Raw genomic sequence first — 17,196 nt, 5'->3', positions numbered from 1 at the left:
GCCGCGCGGCTACCATCCCGTTTGTGAACCGCGAAGTGACTCTGCCTCTGATCGTCGACGACAGCGGTACCTTGCAGGTGGCTGCGGCCGACGTGAGTAAGTTGTTGCGGACCGTGGGCGGGCGGTGGCTGCATCTGGTCGAGGAGGGGGAGCAGGAGCTCGACGAGAACACGGTCGCCGCGTTGACCATCGAGCTGGCGAAGCTGGCGGATCGTATCGACGTGGCGTGCATCGCGCACAGCAGCGGGGCGCCGTAGGTCCTTCGGCCGTGTTCCGGGCGAGGGTGCGCGGTGGCCGGCCGCACCCACGCGGCCGAGCCGCACAGGGAACACGGTTCCGCGCGGCCCCGACCCCCTTGACCAACATCTCAAACACGGCCTAGAGGGTTTCCTCCAGCGCGTTCCAGAACATGGCCTCGTACGCCTGGAGCAGGCGGCCGTACCGACGGGCTGCGGCCGCGTCCAGCCGGTCCTCCTCCAGCGCCTCCTGAACCGCCGCCGTCGCCCGGGCGTCCAGGTCGGGAGCCGGCTGCGCGAAGAAGTCGAAGAAGGCGCAGGCCTCGTCGGGAAAGGCGTAGTGGGTGCGCAGGGCCTCGGCGATGCGGGCGCAACAGCCGCCCCACGCCGCGAAGTTGGCACTCAGGGCCAGGATCGCGTCCGCCGGTGAGGCGTTGAGGGCCAGCCAGGACACATAGGCGGGGTAGGCCTGGCAGCCGGGCCGCGGTTCGTGGGTGCGAGTCCGCTCGGCGGTGACATCGCACGCCTGCGCGAACGCGTCCAGCCGCTCCCCCGCCAGCGTCTCGCCCTCGGCGAGCGAGGCGAAGAACACGGCCGCGGTGGGGATGTCGGCCGCTCGCTCCGCCAGATGCACGAAGGAGCGCTGGTCCGCGGCGATCACCCACTGCTGTTCCAGCGCCAGGGCGGCGAGGGTTTCGCGGTTCGCCCCGCCCCGGGCGATCACCGCAACGAGTGGGTTGGCCAGGGGGTCGGGGGCGAGTCGGGCGGTCGTCGAGGCCAGTAGTTCTGCGGCCGAGAGCGTCATCGGGTCCTCCGTCGCGGGGTGCGGGCTCCGGATCCGATCCCTACCCGTTGTCCCCGATTCGGAGTAATCCGACGAGAGATCATCGCTCCCTCGGGTGAACCTGGGTGGACCACCTTCTGACCGGCGGGCAGAAGCCTGACCGGACGGCGAAAGCAGGGACGGCTCATGGCGACTTTGTGCAGACCCTCGGTGTCCGTACCCGAACACGTGATCACGATGGAGGAGACGCTGGAGCTTGCGCGCGAGCACCACGCGGACCACCCCCAGCTCCCGCTGGCCCTCCGGCTGATCGAGAACACGGGCGTCCGCACCCGGCACATCGTGCAGCCCATCGAGGAGACCCTGAAGCACCCCGGGTTCGAGGACCGCAACAAGCTCTACGAGTCCGAGGCCAAGGCCCGCGTCCCGGCGGTGATCCAGCGGGCGCTCGACGACGCCGAGCTCCTGACCTCCGACATCGATGTCATCATCTACGTGTCGTGCACGGGCTTCATGATGCCGTCGCTGACCGCGTGGCTGATCAACGCGATGGACTTCCCGTCCAACACCCGCCAGCTCCCCATAGCCCAGCTGGGCTGTGCGGCCGGCGGCGCGGCCATCAACCGGGCCCACGACTTCTGTTCGGCCTACCCCGAGGGCAACGCCCTGATCGTGGCCTGCGAGTTCTGCTCGCTGTGCTACCAGCCCACCGACCTCGGTGTCGGCTCGCTGCTGTCCAACGGCCTGTTCGGCGACGGCATCGCCGCGGCCGTGGTCCGCGGCCGGGGCGGCGAGGGCGTCCAGCTGGAACGCAACGGGTCGTACCTGATCCCCAAGACGGAGGACTGGATCGCGTACGACGTCCGGGCCACCGGCTTCCACTTCCTGCTGGACAAGCGGGTGCCGACCACCATGGAGCCGCTCGCTCCGGCGCTCCAGGACCTCGCGGGAAATCACGGCTGGGACGCCTCCGACCTGGACTTCTACATCATCCACGCGGGCGGTCCCCGAATACTCGACGACCTCAGCAAGTTCCTCAAGGTCGAACCGCACGCATTCCGGTTCAGCCGGGCCACGCTCACCGAGTACGGCAACATCGCGAGCGCCGTCGTTCTGGACGCGCTGCGCCGGCTGTTCGACGAGGGCGGTGCCGAGCACCGGGCGCGCGGGCTGCTGGCCGGGTTCGGGCCCGGCATCACCGCCGAGATGACCGTGGGCCGCTGGGTCCAGAACGACGAGATGAGACGATGAGCGAAGAGACCCTAGCCGCGGGCGGACAACCCTGCTCCCGGGCCCTCACCGAGAGCCCGGAGCCGTTCCCCGCGCCCCTGCACGAGCCGCCCGCCGGGACGCTCTCCGCAGCGCTCCCCGAGCCGCTCTCCGCGCCCCCGGCCGAGCTCCTGCCCAAGGCCCTGCCACCGGTCCGGCACTGGCCGGCGTTCGATCTGGGCGGCACGGATTTCGACCCGGTGCTGACCGAGCTGATGCACGAGGGTCCGGTCACCCGCATCCAGCTGGCCAACGGTGAGGGCTGGGCATGGCTGGTCACCCGCTACGACGACGTGCGCATGGTGGCCGACGACCCCCGCTTCAGCCGCGAGGCGGTCGTGGGCAGGCAGGTGACCCGGCTCGCCCCGCACTTCATCCCGGACCGGAGCGCGGTCGGGTTCCTGGACCCGCCCGACCACACCCGGCTGCGCCGCTCGGTGGCCGCCGCGTTCACCGCGCAGGGCGTCGAGCGGGTCCGCGGGAAGTCGCGCGTCATGCTGGACGAGCTGATCGACGAACTCCTCCAGGACGGCCCGCCCGCCGACCTCACGACGACGGTCCTCAGCCCCTTCCCGATCGCGGTGATCTGCGAGCTGATGGGTGTCCCGGCCGCCGACCGGCACGGCATGCACACCTGGACCCAGCTGATCCTGTCCTCCTCGCACGGCAAGGAGGCCGGCGAGAAGGCCAAGCGCGAGCTGAGCGCGTACTTCTCCGACCTCATCGCGCTGCGCGAGAGCAGCACGGCCGAGAACGTCACCTCGCTGCTCGGTGCCGCGGTGGGCCGGGGCGAGGTCACGCTGGAGGAGGCCGTCGGCCTCGCCGTGCTGCTCCAGATCGGCGGCGAGGCGGTCACCCACAACAGCGGTCAGCTGTTCTATCTGCTGCTGACCCGCCCGGACCTGGTCGAACGGCTGCGCAGCGAACCGGAGATCCGCCCCCGGGCCATCGACGAGCTGCTGCGCTACATCCCGCACCGCAACTCCGTGGGCCTGTCCCGGATCGCGACCCAGGACGTGGAGATCCGGGGCACCCTCATCCGCGCGGGCGACCCGGTCTACGTCTCCTACCTGGCCGCCAACCGCGACCCGGAGGTCTTCCCCGATCCGGGGACCCTCGACTTCTCCCGCAGCCCCAACCCGCACGTGGCGTTCGGCTTCGGCCCGCACTACTGCCCCGGCGGCATGCTGGCCCGGCTGGAGTCGGAGCTCCTGGTGGACGCCCTGCTGGACCGGGTGCCGGGCCTGAGCCTTGCCGTACCGCCGAACCAGGTGCCCTTCAGGAAGGGCGCGCTGATCCGGGGCCCCGAGGCCCTGCCGGTGACCTGGTGAGTGGCCCATGACGGCGACCGAGGGACTGCTCGTACCGCCGGGACACGGCCGTGTCGTCGCGACGCCGGCCCAGCGGGTCACGTTCAAGGTCACCGGAACCCACTCGCGGTCCGCCTCCACCTTCGAGGTGGAGGTCCCGCCGGGCTTCGACGTCGGCGCGCATCTGCACACCCGCAGCGAGGAGTTGTTCTACGTCCTCGAGGGCGAGCTGGACGTCCTCGCCTTCGAGCCGCGCATCCGCACCCCCGACAACTGGCAGCGGTGGGAGTCGAGTTCGGGAAGCCGGGTGGTCCGGGCGACCCCGGGCACGGTCATCGTCGTCCCCCCGGGCTGCCCGCACGCCTTCGCGAACCCGACGGACACACCGGCGAGGATGTTCTTCCAGTCGTCTCCCCCACCGGACCACGAGCAGTATTTCGAGGAACTGCTGGAGATCCTCGGGGACGGGGGCCCGCCGGACCAGGAGGCGATCGAGGCGCTGCGGGCCAAGTACGACATTCAGCAGCTCACCCCGCTCAGGCACAGGTGAGCAGCCCAGGGGCGCGGGGAACTGCGCGACGAGCCGCGACGAGGCGGCGGACCGCAGCGCACCCGCGCCCCTGCGGCGCTATCGGATCGGCATCCCGGCCAGCGTCCGCGCGATGACGAGCCGCTGGATCTCGCTCGTGCCCTCGAAGATCGTGTAGATCGCGCTGTCCCGGTGCATCCGCTCCACCGGGTACTCCCGCGTGTACCCGTTCCCGCCCAGGATCTGGATGGCCTGCGCGGTCACCTTCTTCGCGGTTTCACTGGCGAACAGCTTGGACATCGACCCCTCGGCCGCGGTGAACGGCTTGCCGTTGACCGCCATCCACGAGGCCCGCCACACCAGCAGCCGGGCGGCGTCGACCTGGGTACGCATGTCGGCGAGCTGGAAGGCGACGCCCTGGTTGTCGATGATCGGCCGCCCGAACTGCTCCCGGGTCCTCGCGTAGTCGAGAGCGACTTCGTACGCGGCCCGGGCGGTGCCCACCGCCATGGCTCCGACGGCGGGCCGGCTCGCCTCGAAGGTGGCCATCGCCGCGTTCTTCACCCTCTCGCCACCGGAGGCCTTCGCCCTCTCCCGGGCCCGGGCGAGCCGCTCGTCCAGCTTCTCCTTGCCGCCGAGCAGGCAGGAGCCGGGGACGCGGGCGTTGTCGAGGACGACCTCGGCGGTGTGCGAGGCGCGGATGCCGTGCTTCTTGAACTTCTGGCCCTGGGACAGGCCCGGCGTGCCCGGCGGGACGATGAAGGAGGCGTGGCCCTTGGAGCCCAGCTCCGGGTCGACGCTGGCGACGACGACGTGGACGTTGGCGATGCCGCCGTTGGTCGCCCAGGTCTTGGTGCCGTTGAGCACCCACTCGTCCTTGGCCTCGTCGTAGACGGCACGCGTACGCATGGAGGCCACGTCGGATCCGGCGTCGGGCTCGGAGGAGCAGAACGCGGCGACCTTGACGTCGTTCTGGTCGCCGTACATCTGCGGGATCCAGGTGCCGATCTGTTCCTCCGTCCCGTTGGCGAGGACGCCCACGGCGGCCAGGCCGGTGCCCACGATGGACAGGGCGATGCCGGCGTCGCCCCAGAACAGCTCCTCCATGGCCGTCGGGATGCCGAGGCCGGTGGGGTCGAAGTACTGCTGCGCGTAGAAGTCGAGGGAGTAGATGCCGACCTTGGCGGCCTCCTGGATGACCGGCCAGGGGGTCTCCTCGCGCTCGTCCCACTCGGCCGCCGCGGGGCGGATCACGTCGGCGGCGAAGCCATGGAGCCAGTCCCGGACTTCCTTCTGTTCGTCGTTCAGCTCCATGGTGAACTCTGCCATGTCCCCTCCAGCAGCGGCGGTATGATGTTACTAGCGGTAACCCGAGTGTGTTACTCACCGGTAGGAAAAGTCAACTCCCGATGACGCCTCAGCAGCCCGTTCGATGTCAGAGGCACAGGCAGTGTTAGTTTGCGCAGGCGTCACCGAATCAGCACGGGTGGGGAGAGCACATGGACACCACACAGCGGACCGATCAGCAGCGGTCCGCCGACCGCCGACGGCGCGAGCTGCTGGAGGCCGCCGACCGGGTGGTGCTCCGGGACGGCCCGCAGGCCTCGATGAACGCCATCGCCGCCGAGGCCGGCATCACGAAGCCCATTCTGTACCGCCACTTCGGCGACAAGGGCGGTCTTTACGCCGCACTTGCCAAGCGGCACACGGACGCACTCCTCGATTCGCTGCGGGCGGCACTGGACGCTCCGGCCGACCGGCGGGAGCGCGTGGAGTCCACCCTGGACACCTATCTCGCCGCGATCGAGGCACGCCCCCAGGTGTATCGGTTCCTCATGCATCCGGCGGAGGGCAGCACCGGCAGCGACCAGGGATTCGACGTCGGCAAGCATTCGGCACCCCTGCTTCGCCGGATGGGCGAGGAGCTGGCCCAGGTCATCGAGGAGCGGGTCGACCTCGGGCCCGGGAGCCAGCAGCTGGCGCGGGTGTGGGGGCACGGGATCGTCGGGATGATGCACGCGGCCGGGGACTGGTGGCTGGGCGAGCGGCCGTGCTCCCGGGCCGAGTTGGTGCGCTCCCTCGCCGATCTCCTGTGGGGGCGCCTTGCCGCCGCGGGGGACAAGGTGGGCGGTCCCGGGTTCTGACACCCGTGTCCCGGCCGCGGGCGAGCGGGGGCCGATCGCACCCGGCGGCAGAGCCGCCCGTCGATGCACCCCCGCGCCCCTTCAGGCGGGACCCGCGGCCCGGTGCCAGGAAGATCGGGAGATTTGTCTCATCAGCCTGCGCCGGCGCCGGCCGCTCAGGCGGTCGGCGTACACCGAGCCCTCCAGGTGGTCGCACTCGTGCTGCAGACACCTGGCGAAGAATCCCGTGCCGTGCACGGTGACCGGTTCTCCGGTCACCGTGAAACCCTCGACGACCGCGTGGTCGTAGCGTTCCGTGCCCGCCTCCAGCCCCGGCAGGGACAGGCAGCCCTCCGGGCCTCGGATCACCACGCCGTCCGTCTCCACCAGCCGCGGATTCACGACATGTCCGAGATGTCGTACATCTTCGTCGTCCGGGCAGTCGTACACGAACACCCGCAACGGCACCCCGATCTGGTTCGCGGCCAGGCCCACCCCCTGGGCCGCGTACATGGTCGCGAACAAGTCCTCCACGAGTTCGGCGAGTTCGGCGCCGAAGTCCGTGACGTCCCGGCAGGGCTCGCGCAGGACCGTGTCGTGGAGCAGGGAAAGAGGGCGGACGCGCCCGTGGGCGCCCGGGATCGAGCCGTGTCGCATGGCGGCAAGGGTACGGTTCGTTCAGCTCATGCCTGCCGCTCCGGAGTGGGCCGGGATTCGGGTGTGCGAATGGATCTCGATAGGCTGAGGTCCACACCACGTTGCCGGATGGCCCAGGGCGCGGCGCGTACGCAAGGAGGATCGAGAACTGATGGCAGGCAACTCGGACCCGCTCACGCCGCGGGCCAAGCTGGCCGTGACGGCGGGCAAGGCGGTCGCAGCGGCATCTCGTGCCGCGGGGCGCGGCAGCGGGTCGGTGATCGGTGGCCGGGTCGCGCTGAAACTCGACCCCGACCTGCTCGCCCGGCTCGCGCAGAACCTGGACGTCGTCCTGGTGTCGGCGACCAACGGCAAGACCACGACCACCCGGCTGATCGCCGAGGCGCTGCGCGCCGCCGGCCCGGTCGTGTCGAACGCGCTCGGCGCCAACATGCCGGCCGGCATCACCTCCGCCCTCGCGGGCGGTTCGGAGTCGAAGTTCGGCGTGATCGAGGTCGACGAGAAGTACCTGGCGGGGGTGGCACGGGACACCAGCCCGAAGTGCATCGCCCTCCTCAACCTCTCCCGTGACCAGCTGGACCGCGCCGCCGAGACCCGCATGCTCGCGGAGAACTGGCGCGAGGGCCTGGCCGGGTCCAAGGCCGTGATCGTCGCCAACTGCGACGACCCGCTGATCGTGTGGGCGGCCTCCTCCTCCCCGAATGTGATCTGGGTCGCAGCCGGGCAGATGTGGAAGGACGACGCCTGGTCCTGCCCGTCGTGCGGCGGCGTGATGCAGCGCCCCGGCGACGACTGGTTCTGCGGCGAGTGCGGCTTCCGCCGCCCGACGCCGACCTGGGCACTGTCCGGGGACCATGTGCTCGACCCGCACGGGTCGGCCTGGCCGATCCACCTGCAGCTGCCGGGCCGCGCCAACAAGGCGAACGCGGCCAGCTCCGCGGCCGTCGCCGCCGTCTTCGGGGTGCCGCCACAGGTCGCCCTGGAGCGGATGTACCAGGTGCAGGCGGTCGCCGGACGCTACGACGTCGTCCAGTTCGAGGGCCGTGACCTGCGGCTGCTGCTGGCGAAGAACCCGGCCGGCTGGCTGGAGACGTTCTCCCTGATCGACCCGCCGCCCGCCCCGGTGATCCTGTCCGTGAACGCGCGCGGGGCCGACGGCACCGACACCTCCTGGCTGTGGGACGTCGACTACACGCGGCTGACCGGCCACCCGATCTTCGTCATCGGCGACCGGAAGCTGGACCTCGCCGTCCGCCTGGAGGTCGCGAACCAGCACTTCCAGGTCTGCGACAACCTCGACCAGGCCGTGCAGCTGTGCCCGCCCGGACGGATCGAGGTCATCGCGAACTACACCGCGTTCCAGGACCTGCGCCGCCGCGTCGGCAACTGATCCAGAAGGGCGATCACCTCATGAGCGACAACCAACTGCGGCTGGTGTGGATCTACCCCGACCTGCTGAGCACCTACGGCGACCAGGGCAACGCGCTCGTCGTGGAGCGCCGGGCGCGCCAGCGCGGCCTGGACGTGGCCCGGCTGGACGTGCGCAGCGACCAGCCGATCCCGACCTCCGGAGACATCTACCTGATCGGCGGCGGCGAGGACCGTCCGCAGCGCCTCGCGGCCGAGCGGCTGCGCCGCGACGGCCATCTGCAGCGGGCGGTGCAGAACGGCGCGATCGTCTTCTCCGTCTGCGCCGGCTACCAGATCCTCGGCCACGAGTTCATCAACGACCTCGGCCAGCGCGAGCCGGGCCTCGGCCTGCTCGACGTGGTGTCGGTGCGCGGCGAGGGCGAGCGGTGCGTCGGCGACGTCCTCGCGGACATCGACCCGCAGCTCGGCCTGCCCCAGCTGACCGGCTTCGAGAACCACCAGGGCGTCACCCACCTCGGCGCCACCGCCCGTCCGTTCGCCCGGACGCGTATCGGCAGGGGCAACGGCACCGGGGACGGCACGGAGGGCGCCTACAACGGGACGGTCTTCGGTACGTACATGCACGGGCCGGTCCTCGCCCGCAACCCGCAGATCGCCGACCTGCTGCTGAAGCTGGCACTCGACGTCAACGCGCTGCCGCCGATCGACGACCGCTGGTACGAGGCGCTGCGCAACGAGCGCATCACGGCCGCCGAGCAGCCTGCGTGACCTCTGCCGCGCAGCAGCCGGAGAAATCCCTGTTGCGCGGCAGCCCGCGTGTCTCCTGCCGCGCAACAGCGCGTTCGCCCTCTGCCGCACGGCATCATGCCTGATCGCCGCCGTGCGGCCGGCCGCGGTGGCCGGGCTGTACGGCATCGTGCGCAAGCGTCGCCTCAGCCGCGTCTCAGCGGCGTCTCAGCGTGTTCCGGCAGGCTCATGGCGGGCCCGCCTGACGGCCCGTCCGCTCACATGTGCGGGCGCGTCCAGCAGGCGGACGCCCGCTACGGAGCCACCCCCTCACGCCGGTAGGGTGGCCGGGAATCCGCCGGACGACGTGGTCCGGTTTCCCGGCCCACGTTGAGAAGGTATTTCGGGCTATGCGCATTGGTGTCCTCACGTCAGGCGGCGACTGCCCCGGCCTGAACGCCGTCATCCGGTCCGTCGTGCACCGTGCCGTCGCCGACCACGGCGACGAGGTCATCGGCTTCCGGGACGGCTGGAAAGGCCTCCTGGAGTGCGACTATCTGAAGCTCGACCTGGACGCGGTGGGCGGCATCCTCGCCCGCGGCGGCACCATCCTCGGCTCCTCCCGGGTCCAGCCCTCGCACCTGCGGGACGGCGTGGAGCGGGCCAAGGGCCACGTCGAGGAGCTGGGTCTGGACGCGATCATCCCGATCGGCGGCGAGGGGACGCTGAAGGCGGCCCGGCTGATGTCGGACAACGGCCTGCCCGTCGTCGGCGTCCCCAAGACCATCGACAACGACATCGCTGTCACGGACGTCACCTTCGGCTTCGACACGGCCGTGGGGGTCGCCACCGAGGCTCTCGACCGGCTCAAGACCACCGCCGAGTCCCACCAGCGCGTGCTGGTCGTGGAGGTCATGGGCCGGCACACCGGCTGGATCGCGCTGCACTCCGGGATGGCGGCCGGCGCCCACGCCATCGTCGTGCCGGAGCGGCCCTTCGACATCGACGAGTTGACGAGGAAGGTCGGCGAGCGGTTCGAGGCGGGCAAGCGGTTCGCCATCGTCGTCGCCGCCGAGGGGGCCAAGCCACGGCCCGGCTCCATGGAGTTCGACGAGGGCGGCAAGGACATCTACGGCCACGAGCGCTTCGCGGGGATCGCGCGGCAGCTGTCGGTCGAGCTGGAGCAGCGCCTCGGCAAGGAGGCGCGGCCGGTGATTCTCGGGCATGTGCAGCGGGGCGGGACGCCGACCGCCTACGACCGCGTGCTGGCCACCCGGTTCGGATGGCATGCGGTGGAGGCCGTGCATCGCGGTGAGTTCGGGCAGATGACGGCGCTGCGGGGCACCGACATCGTGATGGTGCCGCTCGCCGAGGCGGTGGAGACGCTGAAGACGGTGCCCGCGGAGCGGTACGAAGAGGCGGAGTGCGTGCTGTAGGGGGCTCGCCGCAGGGGGTTGCGATGCGTCGCCGGGTGCGGGTCGTTCGTGTGCGCTCGCGCAGTTCCCCGCGCCCCTTCGGGGCGCGTTGCACCGACCCCGGTCACAGGGGTGACCGGGGCCGGCCGTAACCTGAGTGCGGACAGAAACCGCACAACCCCCCACGAATCAGGAGCCGCCGGATGGATCACAGCGGGCACGGCATGATGATGGATCTGCCGCCGTTCACGCTGGCACGGGGGCTTCAGTGGTCGGCGGAACCCTTCTTCCTCATCGGCTGCGTGGCCGGGCTGGCCCTGTACGGGTGGGGCGTCGTGCGGCTGCGCCGCCGCGGGGACGCCTGGCCGGTGTCCCGTACGGTGTCGTACGTCATCGGCGTGCTGACCGTCCTGCTGGTCATGTGCACCAGGCTGAACGACTACGGCATGGTCATGTTCAGCGTGCACATGGTGCAGCACATGGTGATCAGCATGCTCTCGCCGATCCTGATCCTGCTGGGCGCCCCGGTCACGCTCGCGCTGCGCGCGCTGCCGGTGGCCGGCAAGGGCCGCAAGGGGCCGCGTGAGCTGCTGCTGGCACTGCTGCACAGCCGGTACATGCGGATCATCACCCACCCGGTGTTCACGATCCCGCTGTTCATCGCGAGCCTGTACGCGCTGTACTTCACGCCGATCTTCGACTTCCTGATGGGGTCGAAGTTCGGGCACATCGCGATGATGGTCCACTTCCTCGCCGTGGGTGTCGTGTTCTTCTGGCCGATCATCGGCGTGGACCCGGGGCCGCACCGGCCGGGTCACCTGATGCGGATGCTGGAGCTGTTCGCGGGCATGCCGTTCCACGCGTTCTTCGGTATCGCGCTGATGATGGCGTCGGAGCCGATGATCGACACGTTCCGGCACCCGTCAGCCTCGCTCGGCATCGACGCGCTCTCCGACCAGAACGCGGCCGGCGGGATCGCCTGGGCGTTCAGCGAGATCCCGTCCGTGCTGGTGCTGATCGCGCTGCTCTTCCAGTGGTACGGCTCCGAGCAGCGGCAGGCCAAACGCAAGGACCGGGCCGCCGACCGGGACGGCGACAAGGAGCTGGAGGCGTACAACGCCTACCTGGCGTCGCTGAACGCACGCAAGGGCTGAAACCCCGGGCCTTTCGCGGTATCCCCTCCCGGGGGAAATCGGGGCACCATGGTCGAGGACGGACCATGAGGAGGGTGTCGCGATGCCCGGTTCCACGAACGGTTCCACCAAGGCGATGGGGGCGATGACCGTCGGGGGCCTCGTCGTCGTGACGGCCTACACGGTCGCGCTCGGCAGCAACGGCTGGCTGTGGTTCGGCTGGGTGGTGCTGGGTCTGCTGACACTCGCCATGGTGGCGACCCAGCCCTAGGTTCTCCTCCCGCGGGCCTGGCTGATTACAGTGCCCGCATGAACAGCAGGACCGCGTCCTTCGACGACCTCGACCGGAAGATCATCACCGCTCTGATGGCGAATGCCCGGACGAGCTTCGCCGAGATCGGCGGGGCGATCGGGCTGTCGTCCACCGCGGTCAAACGGCGCGTGGACCGGCTGCGGGAGACCGGGGTGATCACCGGCTTCACGGCGACCGTGAAGCCCTCCGCGCTGGGCTGGCGTACGGAGGCGTACGTCGAGGTGTACTGCGAGGGCGCAGCCCCGCCACGGCGCCTGACGGAGGTCGTGCGCAATCACCCGGAGATCACGGCGGCCATGACGGTCACCGGCGGCGCGGACGCGCTGCTGCACGTGCGGGCACGGGACGTGCAGCACTTCGAGGAGGTGCTGGAGCGGATCCGCGACGAACCGTTCATCCGGAAGACGATCAGTGTGATGGTGCTGTCCCACCTCCTCCCGGAAAGCCCGGAGGCGGGCGCCACCCACGCGGCACCCGAGTGATCGCGAAGTAAACCTGCACCTGCGCAGCTCTCGTGCGTTCTTCCTGATGGATGCGCAGCGATGCTGCGCATGTGCGCAGCTTTTCGTTCTTGTCGCCCCTCCCCCTCCCTTCCTACCGTTGTGTCACCCCCCAGTGACACACAGGAAAGCGGAGGAAACCCTCTGTGGCCGAAAGCCGTGTGCCGCGCCCCCGGCGCTTCCTCGTCTGCGAACCCAGACACTTCGCCGTGCAGTATGCGATCAATCCCTGGATGCACCCCGACACGCCCGTGGACGTGGATCTGGCCCAGGATCAGTGGCAGGCGCTGATCCGCACCTACCGTGCCCACGGCCACAGCGTCGAGACGGTCGATCCGGTCCCGGGCCTGCCCGACATGGTCTTCGCCGCCAACGCGGCGTTCGTGGTCGGCGGCCGGGTCTTCGGCTCCCTCTTCCACGCCCTGGAACGGCGCGCCGAGTCGCTCCACTACGACACCTGGTTCAAGGCGGCCGGCTACGACGTCTACCGCCCGGAGGCGGTGACCGAGGGCGAGGGCGACCTGGTGTGGACCGGCCGCTACGTGCTGGCCGGCACCGGGTTCCGCACCACCCGTGAGGCCCACCGCGAGGCACAGGAGTTCCTCGGGCACCCGGTGATCGGCCTGAGCCTGGTGGACCCGTACTTCTACCACCTGGACACGGCGCTGTTCGTCCTGGACGACGACAACATCGTCTACTACCCGGAGGCCTTCTCGCCGGGCAGCCGGGAGGTACTCAAGCGCCTGTACCCGGACGCGGTGCTCGCCACCCGCGACGACGCGATGGCCTTCGGCCTCAACTCCGTGTCCGACGGCCGGCACGTCTTCATCGCCCCGAAGGCCGAGGCGCTGGCCGAGCGCCTGGACGCCCACGGTTACGTCCCCGTCCCCGTCGACCTGTCGGAGTTCCACAAGGCCGGCGGTGGCATCAAGTGCTGCACCCAGGAGATCCGCTGATGACCGCACCCGCGCACGCCCGTACGTCCGACGAACTGATCCGGGCGGAGGAGCCGGTCCTCGCGCACAACTACCACCCCCTGCCCGTGGTGGTCGCCCGGGCCGAGGGCACCTGGGTGGAGGACGTCGAGGGCCGCCGCTATCTCGACATGCTGGCCGGCTACTCGGCGCTCAACTTCGGCCACCGGCACCCGGCGCTGATCGAGGCCGCGCACCGCCAGCTCGACCGGCTCACCCTGACGTCCCGCGCCTTCCACAACGACCGGCTCGCCGAGTTCGCCGAGCGGCTCGCCGCGCTGACCGGCCTCGACATGGTGCTGCCGATGAACACCGGCGCGGAGGCGGTGGAGAGCGGCATCAAGGTGGCCCGCAAGTGGGCGTACGACGTGAAGGGCGTCCCCGCCGACCGGGCGACGATCGTGGTCGCGGCGGAGAACTTCCACGGCCGTACGACGACGATCGTCAGCTTCTCCACGGACGAGACGGCCCGTGCGGGTTTCGGCCCCTTCACGCCCGGCTTCCGGATCGTGCCGTACAACGACCTGGCCGCGCTGGAGGAAGCGGTCGACGAGACGACGGCGGCGGTGCTGATCGAGCCCATCCAGGGCGAGGCCGGCGTGATCATCCCGGACCAGGGCTACCTGGCCGGTGTCCGTGAGCTGACCCGCCGCAAGGGCTGCCTGTTCATCGCGGACGAGATCCAGTCGGGCCTCGGCCGCACCGGCACCACCCTGGCCGTCGAGCAGGAGAGCGTCGTCCCGGACGTGCTGCTGCTCGGCAAGGCGCTCGGCGGCGGCATCGTGCCGGTGTCCGCGGTGGTGGCCCGGCGCGAGGTGCTCGGCGTGCTGCACCCGGGCGAGCACGGCTCCACGTTCGGCGGCAACCCGCTGTCCGCGGCGGTGGGTACCGCGGTGGTCGAGCTGCTGGAGACCGGTGAGTTCCAGCGGCGGGCGGCCGAACTGGGTCTGGTGCTGCGCGACGGGCTGGCCGGGCTGGTCGGCAGGGGCGTGACCGGTTTCCGGGCACGCGGGCTGTGGGCGGGTGTCGACGTCGACCCGGCCATCGGCACGGGCCGGGAGATCAGCCGGCGCCTGATGCAGGAGGGGATCCTGGTCAAGGACACCCACGGTTCCACGATCCGGCTGGCGCCGCCGCTGACCATCACGGCCGACGAGCTGCACTCGGCGCTGGGCTCGCTGGAGAAGGTGCTCGGCCAGGAGAACTGACAGGGGGCGGGGGCCGGCCGGCGCAGTGGCGTCGGCCGGCCCCCGCCCGCTCGGTCAGCTGCCGTTCCTGCCGAGCAACTGCTTCATCTGCTTGATCTCGGCGTTCTGCGCGCCGACGATGTCGTCGGCCATGCCCTTGGCGGGGCCGTAGGCTCCCTTGTTCTTCTCCGTGGTGGCCATCTCGACGGCTCCCTGGTGGTGTTCGACCATCAGGGACAGGAACTTCGTGTCGAAGTCCTTGCCGGACGCCTTCTTCAGGGCCGCCATGTCGGTGTCACTCATCATCCCGGACATGCCCGGCATACCAGGCATACCGCCGTGGCCTGCGTGGTCCGTGCCGGCTGCGGGGACCTGCCGGCCCCAGGCCTTCAGCCAGCCCGTCATGGTGCGGATCTCCGGGTCCTGCGCCCTCTCGATGCGCGAGGCGAGGTCCTTGACCTGCGCCGAGGAGGCCCGGCCGGCGGCGAGCCGCGCCATCTCCAGGGCCTGCTGGTGGTGCGGGATCATGCCCTGGGCGAAGGTGACGTCCTGGGCGTTGTGGGCGGCGGCACCGGCGGATCCGCTCGGGCTCGCCGGGCTGCCGTGGGCGCCGTGGGCGCCGCCGTCATCGCTGCCGCCGCCACAGGCGGCGAGGACGACGGCGGCGAGGCCGGTCGCCGCGGCGAGGGCGGCACGGCGCGTCAGGGTACGGATGGTCATGCGGGAACTCCTGCTGTTCGAAAGGTCTTCGGGCACGCGTGGGAGCACGACCGCGACGCCCGACGGGCGTGGCGTGCGGCCGGCGCGGCCTCTAGATCCGCAGGAGTTGGAGTTCCGCCAGGGAGGGTGGGGCACGTGCCCCGTCCGGTGCCGTGGCCGCGCACAGGCTCGGACCGTCGGCCGGCCCGGGGGCGGCCAGGGAGCCGGGGGCGAGCGCGGGCAGCTGCGGGCCGCCGCCGACGGCACCCGACGCGCAGGTGGGATCGGCGTGGTGCATCCGGTGGTCACCGCAGTGGCCGTCGCCGCCGGGACAGTCGTCCCGGCCGGTGGCCATGACCTTCATGGGTACGGCCCGGGCATGCTCCGCGTGCCCCGTCCCGCCGCCGGGCGCCAGGGCATGCATGCCCAGCAGCCCGGCCAGCACCCCCAGGACGAGCAGCGCACGCAGCCGCCGGGGCGGTCGCGGGGTGTGCTGTCCGGTGGTGCGCATCGGGGACATCCTACGAGGGCCGGGGCAGCGGCTGCCGCGGGGGCTCGCGGGCGGGCACAGCGCAATCCACGGGGCCCTTCCGTCCGTATTCACAGACAGAGGTTCATGGACAAAGAGATCCATGGACGGAGGACGACTGCTCGTCCGCTTCCGCTTCGCTCCTCCCCTCAGCACCGGGATACATCATGAACTCCACCCACCCCGTCGAAGTCGTCTGGACGGGAGTGGCCGTGTCCTGCGCCGTCACCGATGCGGTCCTGCACGCACTGCTCGTCCCCGTCCACCTGGAGGAGGCGTTCTACATCGGTCTGCTCTTCGCCGTGGGAAGCGTCGTCATGCTGGTCGTGGCTGTGGCGCTCGTCGTGCAGAGACGTCCCGTGGCCGCCTGGCTGACCGGCGTGCCGGCCAGTCTCGGCATGGTCGTCGGTTTCGCGATGTCGCGCACGGTCGGTCTGCCGGGCGGGTACTACGAAGACGGCTGGGAGGCGCCGTACGGCCCGCTGTCCCTGCTCGCCGAGGGACTGTTCGTCGTCGCGTTCCTCGCCTGGTTCTCCTACGACACGGCCGAGATGCCGCAGCCACACCCGACAGCCCGCCTGATTACCCGTCAGTAGAGGCCGCAAGGGGTCAGCATGAACAGGGACGGACCCTGTTCCGCGTGAGTGCACGCACGCTTACGCTGTGTCGATCCGCCCGTGTGAGGAGCGACCCCTTGTTCTACTACCTGCTCAAGTACGTGCTGCTGGGCCCTGTGCTCAGACTGGTCTTCCGTCCGCGGATCGAGGGCCTGGAGAACGTACCGGCGTCGGGTCCCGCGATCGTCGCCGGGAACCATCTCTCCTTCTCCGACCACTTTCTGATGCCGGCGATCCTCAAGCGCCGCATCACCTTCCTGGCCAAGGCGGAGTACTTCACGGGGCCCGGCGTCAAGGGCCGGCTCACCGCGTTCTTCTTCCGCAGCGCGGGGCAGATCCCGGTGGACCGCTCGGGCAAGGACGCGGGGCAGGCGGCGATCCGTGAGGGGCTCGGCGTGCTGGACAAGGGCGAACTGCTGGGCATCTACCCGGAGGGGACCCGTTCGCACGACGGCCGGCTGTACAAGGGCAAGGTGGGGGTCGCGGTGATGGCGCTGAGGGCCGGGGTGCCGGTCGTGCCCTGCGCGATGATCGGCACTTTCGAGGCGCAGCCGCCCGGCAAGGTGATCCCCCACATCCACCCCGTCGTCATCCGCTTCGGCAAGCCGCTCGACTTCTCCCGCTACGCCGGCATGGAGCACGAGAAGGCCATCCTGCGGGCCATCACCGACGAGATCATGTACGCGATCCTCACGCTGTCCGAGCAGGAGTACGTCGACCAGTACGCAGGCGTCGTCAAGGCGGAGCAGGCCGCGGAGAAGAAGGAGCGCAAGTTCCCCCGGGCACCGCTCGGTTGACGGCGAAGGGGCGGCCCAGAAGCCCGG

Annotated in this window: 20 protein-coding genes; 15 read left to right on the top strand and 5 right to left on the bottom strand. The window is 70.5% G+C overall.

The genetic code is table 11. The annotated features are described in order from the left end of the window. Positions 1–23 precede the first annotated feature (23 nt). Positions 24–257 (top strand): DUF6213 family protein, encoded by a 234-nt coding sequence (locus tag ACFZCP_RS35525; RefSeq protein ID WP_362695155.1) that lies wholly within the window; start codon positions 24–26, stop codon positions 255–257. Positions 258–378: 121 nt separating this feature from the next. On the opposite strand, the gene ACFZCP_RS35520 is transcribed toward ACFZCP_RS35525, so the two are convergent. Continuing rightward, entirely contained in the window at positions 379–1,041 is a 663-nt protein-coding gene (locus tag ACFZCP_RS35520; protein WP_391436161.1) for a transcriptional regulator, read from the bottom strand. A 165-nt stretch (positions 1,042–1,206) separates the two neighbouring features. On the opposite strand from ACFZCP_RS35520, the gene ACFZCP_RS35515 reads away from it, so the two are divergent. Genes ACFZCP_RS35515 through ACFZCP_RS35505 form a run of 3 tightly spaced genes read left to right on the top strand, consistent with a single transcriptional unit; the run spans position 1,207 to position 4,149 of the window. Continuing rightward, positions 1,207–2,271, top strand: a complete 1,065-nt coding sequence (locus ACFZCP_RS35515; RefSeq protein WP_362695149.1) for a type III polyketide synthase — start codon at positions 1,207–1,209, stop codon at positions 2,269–2,271. Beyond that, the gene (locus tag ACFZCP_RS35510) at positions 2,268–3,620 is read left to right on the top strand and encodes a cytochrome P450 (RefSeq protein ID WP_391436157.1); all 1,353 of its coding nucleotides are present in this window, start codon (positions 2,268–2,270) and stop codon (positions 3,618–3,620) included. Before ACFZCP_RS35515 ends, ACFZCP_RS35510 begins: the two co-directional genes overlap by 4 nt. Positions 3,621–3,627: 7 nt before the next feature. Then, complete coding sequence (locus ACFZCP_RS35505; RefSeq protein WP_362695143.1) at positions 3,628–4,149, top strand: cupin domain-containing protein; 522 nt, start codon at positions 3,628–3,630, stop codon at positions 4,147–4,149. A 78-nt stretch (positions 4,150–4,227) separates the two neighbouring features. Here ACFZCP_RS35505 and ACFZCP_RS35500 read toward each other — a convergent pair whose 3' ends face one another. Continuing rightward, on the bottom strand, positions 4,228–5,457 hold the full coding sequence (locus ACFZCP_RS35500; RefSeq protein ID WP_391436149.1) for an acyl-CoA dehydrogenase family protein: 1,230 nt from the start codon (positions 5,455–5,457) through the stop codon (positions 4,228–4,230). Positions 5,458–5,627: 170 nt separating this feature from the next. Here ACFZCP_RS35500 and ACFZCP_RS35495 point away from each other — a divergent pair, with 170 nt between their 5' ends. Then, the gene (locus ACFZCP_RS35495; protein ID WP_362695137.1) at positions 5,628–6,272 is read left to right on the top strand and encodes a TetR family transcriptional regulator; all 645 of its coding nucleotides are present in this window, start codon (positions 5,628–5,630) and stop codon (positions 6,270–6,272) included. Between the two features lie 81 nt (positions 6,273–6,353). Here the strand turns inward: ACFZCP_RS35495 and def are convergent, their stop codons facing one another. Next, positions 6,354–6,908 (bottom strand): peptide deformylase, encoded by a 555-nt coding sequence (gene def / locus ACFZCP_RS35490; protein ID WP_391436144.1) that lies wholly within the window; start codon positions 6,906–6,908, stop codon positions 6,354–6,356. A gap of 151 nt (positions 6,909–7,059) precedes the next feature. On the opposite strand from def, the gene ACFZCP_RS35485 reads away from it, so the two are divergent. The 8 genes from ACFZCP_RS35485 to rocD all read left to right on the top strand — a co-directional run bounded on the left by ACFZCP_RS35485 (position 7,060) and on the right by rocD (position 14,548). Next, positions 7,060–8,298 (top strand): MurT ligase domain-containing protein, encoded by a 1,239-nt coding sequence (locus ACFZCP_RS35485; protein ID WP_362695131.1) that lies wholly within the window; start codon positions 7,060–7,062, stop codon positions 8,296–8,298. A 20-nt stretch (positions 8,299–8,318) separates the two neighbouring features. After that, positions 8,319–9,047 (top strand): glutamine amidotransferase, encoded by a 729-nt coding sequence (locus ACFZCP_RS35480; RefSeq protein ID WP_362695128.1) that lies wholly within the window; start codon positions 8,319–8,321, stop codon positions 9,045–9,047. Positions 9,048–9,415: 368 nt separating this feature from the next. Further along, on the top strand, positions 9,416–10,441 hold the full coding sequence (locus ACFZCP_RS35475; protein ID WP_362695125.1) for a 6-phosphofructokinase: 1,026 nt from the start codon (positions 9,416–9,418) through the stop codon (positions 10,439–10,441). A gap of 182 nt (positions 10,442–10,623) precedes the next feature. Beyond that, on the top strand, positions 10,624–11,574 hold the full coding sequence (locus tag ACFZCP_RS35470; RefSeq protein WP_391436137.1) for a cytochrome c oxidase assembly protein: 951 nt from the start codon (positions 10,624–10,626) through the stop codon (positions 11,572–11,574). Positions 11,575–11,656: 82 nt separating this feature from the next. After that, the gene (locus ACFZCP_RS35465; RefSeq protein ID WP_362695119.1) at positions 11,657–11,824 is read left to right on the top strand and encodes a hypothetical protein; all 168 of its coding nucleotides are present in this window, start codon (positions 11,657–11,659) and stop codon (positions 11,822–11,824) included. Positions 11,825–11,862: 38 nt separating this feature from the next. Next, entirely contained in the window at positions 11,863–12,348 is a 486-nt protein-coding gene (locus ACFZCP_RS35460) for an Lrp/AsnC family transcriptional regulator (protein ID WP_362695116.1), read from the top strand. A gap of 164 nt (positions 12,349–12,512) precedes the next feature. Continuing rightward, entirely contained in the window at positions 12,513–13,322 is an 810-nt protein-coding gene (gene ddaH / locus ACFZCP_RS35455; RefSeq protein WP_391436131.1) for a dimethylargininase, read from the top strand. Beyond that, positions 13,322–14,548: an ornithine--oxo-acid transaminase gene (rocD, locus tag ACFZCP_RS35450; RefSeq protein ID WP_391436127.1), complete on the top strand. Its 1,227-nt coding sequence runs from the start codon at positions 13,322–13,324 to the stop codon at positions 14,546–14,548. Before ddaH ends, rocD begins: the two co-directional genes overlap by 1 nt. Before the next feature lie 54 nt (positions 14,549–14,602). On the opposite strand, the gene ACFZCP_RS35445 is transcribed toward rocD, so the two are convergent. Continuing rightward, a complete protein-coding gene (locus ACFZCP_RS35445; RefSeq protein WP_391436122.1) occupies positions 14,603–15,247 on the bottom strand; it encodes a DUF305 domain-containing protein in 645 nt (214 codons plus the stop codon). Positions 15,248–15,338: 91 nt separating this feature from the next. After that, on the bottom strand, positions 15,339–15,737 hold the full coding sequence (locus tag ACFZCP_RS35440; protein WP_391436118.1) for a DUF6153 family protein: 399 nt from the start codon (positions 15,735–15,737) through the stop codon (positions 15,339–15,341). Positions 15,738–15,922: 185 nt separating this feature from the next. Between ACFZCP_RS35440 and ACFZCP_RS35435 the strand changes: the two genes are divergently transcribed. Both ACFZCP_RS35435 and ACFZCP_RS35430 read left to right on the top strand, forming a co-directional pair. Beyond that, positions 15,923–16,351, top strand: a complete 429-nt coding sequence (locus ACFZCP_RS35435) for a hypothetical protein (protein ID WP_391436115.1) — start codon at positions 15,923–15,925, stop codon at positions 16,349–16,351. Between the two features lie 98 nt (positions 16,352–16,449). Next, positions 16,450–17,169 carry a 1-acyl-sn-glycerol-3-phosphate acyltransferase gene (locus ACFZCP_RS35430; protein ID WP_391436113.1) on the top strand — a complete coding sequence of 240 codons (720 nt, stop codon included), beginning with the start codon at positions 16,450–16,452 and terminating at the stop codon, positions 17,167–17,169. Positions 17,170–17,196 lie beyond the last annotated feature (27 nt).

The organism is Streptomyces sp. NPDC007971 (assembly GCF_042958635.1).
Taxonomy (GTDB): Bacteria; Actinomycetota; Actinomycetes; order Streptomycetales; family Streptomycetaceae; genus Streptomyces.
The sequence above is the reverse complement of the archived record's forward strand: the minus strand, read 5'-3'. Positions and strand labels throughout refer to the sequence as shown.

Coding starts and splice junctions, on each gene's coding strand:
- ACFZCP_RS35435 (WP_391436115.1), top strand. CDS start 15,923: ATGAACTCCACCCACCCCGTCGAAGTCGTCTGGACGGGAGTGGCCGTG.
- ACFZCP_RS35500 (WP_391436149.1), bottom strand. CDS start 5,457: ATGGCAGAGTTCACCATGGAGCTGAACGACGAACAGAAGGAAGTCCGG.
- ACFZCP_RS35460 (WP_362695116.1), top strand. CDS start 11,863: ATGAACAGCAGGACCGCGTCCTTCGACGACCTCGACCGGAAGATCATC.
- ACFZCP_RS35510 (WP_391436157.1), top strand. CDS start 2,268: ATGAGCGAAGAGACCCTAGCCGCGGGCGGACAACCCTGCTCCCGGGCC.
- ACFZCP_RS35445 (WP_391436122.1), bottom strand. CDS start 15,247: ATGACCATCCGTACCCTGACGCGCCGTGCCGCCCTCGCCGCGGCGACC.
- ACFZCP_RS35485 (WP_362695131.1), top strand. CDS start 7,060: ATGGCAGGCAACTCGGACCCGCTCACGCCGCGGGCCAAGCTGGCCGTG.
- ACFZCP_RS35520 (WP_391436161.1), bottom strand. CDS start 1,041: ATGACGCTCTCGGCCGCAGAACTACTGGCCTCGACGACCGCCCGACTC.
- ACFZCP_RS35505 (WP_362695143.1), top strand. CDS start 3,628: ATGACGGCGACCGAGGGACTGCTCGTACCGCCGGGACACGGCCGTGTC.
- ACFZCP_RS35440 (WP_391436118.1), bottom strand. CDS start 15,737: ATGCGCACCACCGGACAGCACACCCCGCGACCGCCCCGGCGGCTGCGT.
- ACFZCP_RS35515 (WP_362695149.1), top strand. CDS start 1,207: ATGGCGACTTTGTGCAGACCCTCGGTGTCCGTACCCGAACACGTGATC.
- ACFZCP_RS35475 (WP_362695125.1), top strand. CDS start 9,416: ATGCGCATTGGTGTCCTCACGTCAGGCGGCGACTGCCCCGGCCTGAAC.
- def (WP_391436144.1), bottom strand. CDS start 6,908: ATGCGACACGGCTCGATCCCGGGCGCCCACGGGCGCGTCCGCCCTCTT.
- ACFZCP_RS35470 (WP_391436137.1), top strand. CDS start 10,624: ATGGATCACAGCGGGCACGGCATGATGATGGATCTGCCGCCGTTCACG.
- ACFZCP_RS35495 (WP_362695137.1), top strand. CDS start 5,628: ATGGACACCACACAGCGGACCGATCAGCAGCGGTCCGCCGACCGCCGA.
- ACFZCP_RS35480 (WP_362695128.1), top strand. CDS start 8,319: ATGAGCGACAACCAACTGCGGCTGGTGTGGATCTACCCCGACCTGCTG.
- ACFZCP_RS35465 (WP_362695119.1), top strand. CDS start 11,657: ATGCCCGGTTCCACGAACGGTTCCACCAAGGCGATGGGGGCGATGACC.
- rocD (WP_391436127.1), top strand. CDS start 13,322: ATGACCGCACCCGCGCACGCCCGTACGTCCGACGAACTGATCCGGGCG.